The organism is Claveliimonas sp. (genome assembly GCF_037273965.1).
GTDB lineage: Bacteria > Bacillota > Clostridia > Lachnospirales > Lachnospiraceae > Claveliimonas > Claveliimonas bilis.
Genome location: NZ_JAYAZJ010000104.1, coordinates 1 through 6,118, shown reverse-complemented (window position 1 = coordinate 6,118; position 6,118 = coordinate 1). Strand labels below are relative to the sequence as shown.

At 47.0% G+C, this 6,118-nt stretch carries 8 protein-coding genes and 1 pseudogene; all 9 read right to left on the bottom strand.

The window, feature by feature from the left end:
- Positions 1–99: 99 nt before the first annotated feature.
- Positions 100–381 carry a hypothetical protein gene (locus tag WJ238_RS09655; protein ID WP_337606809.1) on the bottom strand — a complete coding sequence of 94 codons (282 nt, stop codon included), beginning with the start codon at positions 379–381 and terminating at the stop codon, positions 100–102.
- A gap of 125 nt (positions 382–506) precedes the next feature.
- Positions 507–818, bottom strand: a complete 312-nt coding sequence (gene trxA, locus WJ238_RS09650; RefSeq protein WP_230106829.1) for a thioredoxin — start codon at positions 816–818, stop codon at positions 507–509.
- A gap of 162 nt (positions 819–980) precedes the next feature.
- A complete protein-coding gene (locus WJ238_RS09645) occupies positions 981–1,301 on the bottom strand; it encodes a rhodanese-like domain-containing protein (protein ID WP_230106830.1) in 321 nt (106 codons plus the stop codon).
- Positions 1,302–1,402: 101 nt separating this feature from the next.
- Positions 1,403–2,812 (bottom strand): HAMP domain-containing sensor histidine kinase, encoded by a 1,410-nt coding sequence (locus tag WJ238_RS09640; protein ID WP_337606808.1) that lies wholly within the window; start codon positions 2,810–2,812, stop codon positions 1,403–1,405.
- Positions 2,800–3,465, bottom strand: a complete 666-nt coding sequence (locus WJ238_RS09635) for a response regulator transcription factor (RefSeq protein ID WP_337606806.1) — start codon at positions 3,463–3,465, stop codon at positions 2,800–2,802. Before WJ238_RS09635 ends, WJ238_RS09640 begins: the two co-directional genes overlap by 13 nt.
- On the bottom strand, positions 3,462–4,220 hold the full coding sequence (locus WJ238_RS09630) for a lantibiotic immunity ABC transporter MutG family permease subunit (protein WP_230107540.1): 759 nt from the start codon (positions 4,218–4,220) through the stop codon (positions 3,462–3,464). The genes WJ238_RS09635 and WJ238_RS09630 overlap by 4 nt, the downstream gene beginning before the upstream one ends.
- Positions 4,221–4,222: 2 nt before the next feature.
- Positions 4,223–4,999 carry a lantibiotic immunity ABC transporter MutE/EpiE family permease subunit gene (locus WJ238_RS09625; protein WP_337606805.1) on the bottom strand — a complete coding sequence of 259 codons (777 nt, stop codon included), beginning with the start codon at positions 4,997–4,999 and terminating at the stop codon, positions 4,223–4,225.
- On the bottom strand, positions 4,999–5,742 hold the full coding sequence (locus tag WJ238_RS09620; protein ID WP_337606804.1) for a lantibiotic protection ABC transporter ATP-binding subunit: 744 nt from the start codon (positions 5,740–5,742) through the stop codon (positions 4,999–5,001). The genes WJ238_RS09625 and WJ238_RS09620 overlap by 1 nt, the downstream gene beginning before the upstream one ends.
- A 69-nt stretch (positions 5,743–5,811) precedes the next feature.
- Positions 5,812–6,118 (bottom strand): annotated as a pseudogene (locus tag WJ238_RS09615) (PH domain-containing protein); the annotation flags it as partial.

Below are 6,118 nucleotides of genomic sequence, written 5' to 3'. Positions count from 1 at the left end.
AATCCCCTCAAGATTGAGGGGCGGGGGAGTTGAAGTGTCGAAGACACTTTTTTATTTAATAGGAATTTTCTTTCCCTATTAAATAAAACGCTCCGCGGGTTACAGTCCTGCAAAAAACAATTCATAAAAATCATCTTCCCCATCCAGCATGGGAGAATTTTCTCCGCCGCCGTTGGTGCTTCTCTTCATGGAAGCATAGAACTCTTCCCCTGCACAGATCAGCTCCATCTCGTAAATCTCATACCCCAGTTCCCTGCATGTTCTGCAAAATGCAGAAACCGGATCCTTCTCCTTTCTCGTGGCGAGAAGCTTTCTTTTCAGCTGCGGCTCTTTATGTGCACGTCTTTGCAATTCATCTAACATTCCTGCAATGTCTGTCATAAACTCTCCTCCTTCTGTCACCATAAATCCTTTTTCTGCCTCTTTAGGTAAGGAACGGTCTTTCCTTTCCATCGAAAAAACCGGGGATTCCTTACAAAATCCCCGGCTGCATTTTTCCGCTTTGTTTATACGCCAAGCATAGCCTTGATCTCTTCTTTTGACTTGGCTCCCACTGACATCTCCGCTTTTTCTCCGTTTTTAAAGACGATCAGTGTGGGAATGGACATAACACGGTACTGTTTTGCCAGTTCCATCTCTTCATCTACATTGACTTTTCCGATCTTTACTCCCTGAAGTTCATCTGCCAGCTCCTCGATGATGGGCAGTACCATCTGGCACGGTCCGCACCAGGTTGCCCAGAAATCCACCAGTACCGGTACGTCGGATTTTAAAACTTCCTGTTCAAAATTGTCCTTTGTGAAATGTAATGCTGCCATATCTATCCTTCCTTTCTGCTGTATGCTCCGCTTAAATTGCGGAAACAAATTTTATATCTTAATTTTATTTTTTTCTTTATTATACACCATCTGAACTTTTTTTCTGTAACCGGGTCACATTTTTTACAGATATTTTATTTTCCCGGCATGGAGTCCTGCGAATCAATGAACCAGCTGCACGTCGGTTCCCATGATCCCTCCCATATCTGTTACATGAGTATATCCCATGTGTCCCATGAGAGCTGCAGACCTTTTGCTGCGGGCGCCGCTTAAGCAGTAAATGTACACATGTGCGTCTTTATCCGGAATGAGCGCATCAATCTTTTTCAGTTCATGCAGCGGAAGATTCAAACTGTTTTCCAGATGCCCTTCCTCGTACTCTTCCGGCGTACGTACATCCAGAAAAATGCTCCCCTCCTTTTCTTTTGCTTCTTTTATATATTCCTGTATAGATTTCTCCGGTGCTTTTGTAAACAGTTTCATCTTGTATCCTCCTCTTTCTTTTCTGTGGATAGTATATCCTGTTTTGCAGGTCTTTTCCGTGACTTTGTCACAAATCCAGCGCCAAACGCCTCAAATGTCTCCTATACACACCGGAAATAGAGGCTGACCTTTCCTCCTCTTCCCTCTTCGTTTTCCAATTGGAGGAATCCTTTGTATTCTTTCATAATTTCGGAAGCAATGTAAAGTCCCATGCCGTAATGATCTTTCCGGGTTCTGCTCTTATCGGCCTGATAAAACTGTTCCGTAGCATGAGCAAGCCCTTCTTTTGTAAATCCCGGTCCGTCGTCAGTCACAGTAACTGCAAGAAATTCTCCGCTCTCCTTTATCTCAATAAGCAGTTCCCCTCCTCGAGGAGAAAAATCCACTGCGTTGGAAAGTATATTCCAAAGCGCCCGGCTGCACTCTTCTTTTCTCCCATATATCATCTTATCTGTATCCGCAGCCCTGCAGCAGATCTGCAGTTTTTTCGTTCTTCCCAGGGCCTGTGCCCTCTCGCAGATCTCCTGTATCCAGAAAGAAGCCGGGAAGTTTTTCTGCTCTTCCTTCTTCTCTTCCTGTCCGTCTTTGGATCCTCTGTTTGGCTCACCGTCAAATTGTCGGATCGTTCTTTGCAGAATCTGCAAATATCTTTCAATCTCCCTGACACTGTCCAGAATTTCCTGATCCCACTCTCTTTTTTCTTCCTCTGTTTCTTCTTCCAGCAAAAGCTCTGTATTTCCCCGGATGATCGTAAGGGGCGTTTTGATATCATGGGCAAGGGAAGCAATCTGATCCTCCTTCTGTCTCTTGATATCCCACTGTTCCTTCAAAGACTTCTGAAGCGCCTCCTTCATCTGATAAAGGGCCCCAAGTACATGATCGACTTCCTGAATATCCGAGTATTCCCGCTCAAAATCCAGATCCTCTCTCTCTACCCGCTCCGCTGTTTCTTTCAATACATTCAGCCTCTTCTGAAGATATTTTCCCTGCCTTTTCGCCAGCGCCACTGCCGTCCCAAAAAACATAAGGAAATAGGCGCCGACAAATAAAAGTTCTGCATTTGGAAAGACGGAACGAAGGAACGGATTAGAGAATTTGGCTATCACCTGATACTCCACAAGGGCAGTCAGCCCGTTTTCTTTCTCGATCACCTTCCAATAGGAACCATAGATCAGAGCAGGGGATGACTGCATCTGACTTTTCCACAATCCTTCCTGCTCCTCCTTAGAGAGATTTCCATAAACATAGGTCCCGTCTTTTTCAAAAACGCCATATCTGCATGTGTCGGGCAAAAGCTTTTCTTCCACTCTGTCCCCTGACCTGATCTCCCCTTCTGCTCTTGTAATCTTATCCAGCTCATAGCTTGGCAGGCGTACTACCCCTGCATGGACCGTAACCATATAGACGACCGCTGTAAGTCCTGCCAGTCCGATCGCAAGGATCCCAAAGCGGAACAAAAAGGAAATAAACATAGCATACAATCTTTTTTTCTTTCTTTTTATCCTTTCCATCTATATCCGATCCCCCATACTGTTTCTATCGGTTCCAGTCCTGTCATCCGAAATTTTGCCCTGATATTTTTCACATGCTCTGTGATGGCGGAGCTGTCCGCCTCCCCGTCAAATCCAAAGACATACTCATAAATCCTTTCTCTTGAAAACACCTGTCCCTGATGAAGGGCCAGATATTCACAGATTTCATATTCGCTTTTTGTAAGAAAAATCTCCTGCTCTTTGCAAAGCAGCCTCTTTTCTTTGAGATAAAACTTTGTCTCTCCAATTGCCACTGCGTGATGCTTCTGTCTGTTTTCCCTTCGGATATGCGCCTCTACTCTTGCTCTTAACTCTCCGATCCCAAAGGGTTTGCGGATGTAATCGTCCGCTCCCAGACCAAGTCCCGTCATAACGTCCTCCTCCCCTGTCCGGGCAGTAAGAAAGAGGATCGGACAGTCTGCCTTCTCCCGGATCTTTCTTAGAAGTTCAAAACCATCCATCCCCGGCATCATGACATCCAGGAGAATAAGGTCGTAATTCCCCGGGCTGCTTAAGTCTGCCTTTAACGGATCAGAAAGAGTATCCACCTCATATCCTTCCCGCTCCAGCGCGCGCCGGATCACCTTTAAGATCCCCTCCTCATCGTCAATAGCCAAAACCTTTACTGTCATTCCTTTTTTCTCCCTTCAAAAAATGTAACCCACAGAAGAATGGCCGTTCCAAGGCCAACAAAAATAATCGTACAGATCAAAAGCAAATGCTGCCATGGACTGCTTTTCAGAATAGAAATGGCTCCTGTATCCCCTGCAAAAGTCAATGCCAGCATAAAATCACACCATTTTTCACTCCATGCGTGGGGAAAGAACATCCAGCGCCCTTGGCCGAGTCCTGTCATCATAAGGAAAGCAGCGATCGTTCCTACAACGCCGACACTGACAGAGGCCGCGTTTCCAAACTGAAATCCAAGAAACAGATGCAGAAGATAGACGATCCCCTGTCCCGCCCACATGACAAGGGCAACTGCCAGGTAACTTGAAAGGGAACAGACATCCCCCTCCGGAAAGAGGCGGTATACCAGGCCAAATCCAAGCACTGCCACCAGGGAAGAAAAAAGGGCGCCTGCCATCAGGACTGTCCATTTTGCCAAAAGTCCCACCGGCCTTGGGCAGGGCAGACACAGAAAGTTCTGATATCCGCTCTGCAGCTCCATTTCCGCCGCCTGCCCGCATATGATCCCGGCAAGGAAAGGAAAGACTCCGGAGAGCACTTCCAGATACATCTGGACCTCACTTCTTGCATTCCATCCGGCAAAAAAATCATAGAGCAGAAAAACCGCCGCCCCTAAAACCGGCAGAATCACATGAATCCAGAAAACCGGCGTATGGGCAAGTTTCTTCCATTCTGCCTTTAAAAGGCCCGCAAACATTCTCACAGCGCTTCCGCCCCCTTTCTGTCATACCAGACTCTTGTTGCAGCCCACAGGATAACAAAAAGCGCAAGGCAGATGAAACTTCCAATAAACAGGCTGGCCGGATCCGTAATCCCCGGAATATAGCCTGTATTTCCCGGATGTGCCGTAAGACCGTTTGGCAGGATTCCGATAACCGGACACATGATCCTTGGAAGAATCCCCCATGGATTCAGCATCCAAAGGCCGGTGACAGCCGTGAGGCATCCTGATGTGTTCAGCGCCATATTGACTGCCAGCGTTGGAAGCATTCCTATCTTCCGATTCATCCAAAGGCAGAGGGGGATCTGCCACAGGCTGGCAAGAATCATCACTAAAGCCGCAAGGACATTCTGCCCCGCCGACACATAGATAACCTGTTCCTGCTGCAAAAGAGGCATCACAATATTTCCCAGCAAAAATGAACAGGATACCAGCAGCACATTGGCGGCGGCCACATACTTTACAGCATTAAGGGTCTTGGCGTCCCACGCCTTCTTTAAATCTTCTGCTGTTAAAAGCACCGCCTGGTTCCTGATCTTCTTCTCTTTCTCCTGGGACATACAGCAGTAAAGCGTCAGAAATCCAGGCAAAATCCCGATATACCACCAGTTATAACTGTCGACCGTTCCATAGTTGGCCGCCAGCCCATAAGCCATCAGAAGCGTCAGACAGGGAAACAAGATCCAGAGCTTCCCGGACAGACTGTGGCGGTATTTTAGTTTTTCCGCACGATACAGAAGGAAGACCTGTTCCATTATGCCTCGCCTCCTTCCATCAGCTGGCTGCCTGTTTCCATCCCCTGGCCGCCTGCCGCCACTTTCATAAACAGCTTTTCCAGCTGGTCTTTTCCCGGCATGCCGCCCTGATATTTCAGCATCCCTTCTGACAGGATCCCAATATAGTCTGCCGTCTTGTTTACTTCATCCAGAATATGGCTGGACACCAGTACCGTAATCCCCTTCTTTGTAAATCCCCGGAGCATTTCCCGAAGCTTTTGTATGCCGATGGGGTCCAGACCGTTTGTGGGTTCATCCAGGATCAAAAGCTTCGGATGATTCAAAAGCGCTGCCGCGATTCCAAGCCTTTGCTTCATTCCCAGGGAAAACTGCCCTGCTTTCTTTCTTCCTGTATTTTGAATTTCCGCGATCTCCAGAGCTTCTTCTATGCGCTCTTCGGATATACCAAAAGCAGCAGCTCTTACACTCAGATTCTCTCTGGCCGTCAGATTGGGATAAACTGGCGGCGTCTCAATCAGCGCTCCGATCTCTTTTACGCTTCCCCTCGTCCACTTCTTCTGACAAAATCTAACTTCTCCCGAATCCGGTCTTATCATGCCGGAAATAACCTTTAACAAAGTGGACTTCCCGGCACCGTTTGGTCCCAGAAGCCCATAGACACACCCCTGGGGAATCTGGATCGAAACACGGTCAAGCGCCTTTTCCTGTCCTCTCAAATATGTCTTTGTCAACGATTTCGTTTCTAAAATAACCGTTTCCATATAAAATCCTCCTTATCGCTAAACACTGTTTTGTTTTCTTTTACAGTGTAAGCCATAAGTATAAGGATTTTATAAGGACAGCATCTCATACCAGCTTTTTGTATCTTCCTCCTCATTTCCGGCAACAAAAATTTTCTCATCCTTTAACTGGATCTCCAAAACAGGGCCGCTCTCTTTGTCAAGAAACAGCATGCATTTTCCTGTCTCCTTCCCCTTAAAGTGACCGATATCATAATCTTCCGTACTGCCGCCGTTTGTCCGGATGAACTTGTCCTCCGGTATCCTGTCAAGCAATGTGACTTCCACAATCTCTTCCTTTGTAAATTCACACTCATATCCTGCAGCCTCTACCAGAAAAGTATCTCCCGTCTGCTCA

Excerpts from the sequence above, each read along its gene's own strand:
- WJ238_RS09655 (WP_337606809.1), bottom strand. The coding sequence starts at position 381 with ATGACAGACATTGCAGGAATGTTAGATGAATTGCAAAGACGTGCACAT.
- trxA (WP_230106829.1), bottom strand. The coding sequence starts at position 818 with ATGGCAGCATTACATTTCACAAAGGACAATTTTGAACAGGAAGTTTTA.
- WJ238_RS09645 (WP_230106830.1), bottom strand. The coding sequence starts at position 1,301 with ATGAAACTGTTTACAAAAGCACCGGAGAAATCTATACAGGAATATATA.
- WJ238_RS09640 (WP_337606808.1), bottom strand. The coding sequence starts at position 2,812 with ATGGAAAGGATAAAAAGAAAGAAAAAAAGATTGTATGCTATGTTTATT.
- WJ238_RS09635 (WP_337606806.1), bottom strand. The coding sequence starts at position 3,465 with ATGACAGTAAAGGTTTTGGCTATTGACGATGAGGAGGGGATCTTAAAG.
- WJ238_RS09630 (WP_230107540.1), bottom strand. The coding sequence starts at position 4,220 with ATGTTTGCGGGCCTTTTAAAGGCAGAATGGAAGAAACTTGCCCATACG.
- WJ238_RS09625 (WP_337606805.1), bottom strand. The coding sequence starts at position 4,999 with ATGGAACAGGTCTTCCTTCTGTATCGTGCGGAAAAACTAAAATACCGC.
- WJ238_RS09620 (WP_337606804.1), bottom strand. The coding sequence starts at position 5,742 with ATGGAAACGGTTATTTTAGAAACGAAATCGTTGACAAAGACATATTTG.